Genomic DNA, 677 nt, shown 5'->3' with positions numbered 1-677 from the left:
TGGGCGAAGACGGGGGAGGAGTCGAGGAGTGCGACTGCCATCCCGACCCACTGCGACCCCTGCCCGGGGAACACGAACACGACAGGAGCACCCGACGCGCGCCCCGGCTTCGCACCGGAGACGGCCGCGGTGACCGCGTCGACCTCGCGGGAGGCGAGCGCGTCGAGGCCCGCGAGGAGCCCGTCGCGTCCTTCGGCGCCGGGGACCATGGCCCGCGACTCGAAGGCGGAACGGTTCGCGGCCAGCGAGAACGCCACATCGGCCGGGCTGAGCTCGGGCCGCGCGCGTACATACTCGGCCAGTCGGCCCGCGGCCTCGGCGAGCGCATCGGCCGAACGCGCCGACACCATCCACGGCAGACCGGCACCGGCCTCGGGACGCTCGGGCGCGTCCCCGGCGACCGGCTCGGCCGCCGGAGCCTCGGCCAGGATGACGTGGGCGTTGGTGCCGCTGATGCCGAAGGATGACACTCCAGCCCGCCGGACCTTTCCTGCCGTGGCGGGCCAGGCGCGGGCCTCGGTCAGTACCTCGACGCCGCCGGACTCCCAGTCGACGAGCTCGCTGGGCTTGCCGACGTTGAGCGAGGCGGGCACTTCGCCATGCCGCAGGGCCATGACCATCTTGATGACGCCGCCGACACCGGCGGCGGCCTGGGCGTGTCCGAGGTTGGACTTGAG

General features: G+C 73.9%; 1 protein-coding gene. It reads right to left on the bottom strand.

What is annotated here, in order from left to right:
- Positions 1-677: ketoacyl-synthetase C-terminal extension domain-containing protein (locus E0F75_RS39810; protein ID WP_229315927.1), on the bottom strand; the 677-nt coding region annotated here is incomplete at both ends.

The organism is Streptomyces sp. CB02980, assembly GCF_014451325.2.
Lineage (GTDB): Bacteria > Actinomycetota > Actinomycetes > Streptomycetales > Streptomycetaceae > Streptomyces.
The sequence above is the reverse complement of the archived record's forward strand: the minus strand, read 5'-3'. Positions and strand labels throughout refer to the sequence as shown.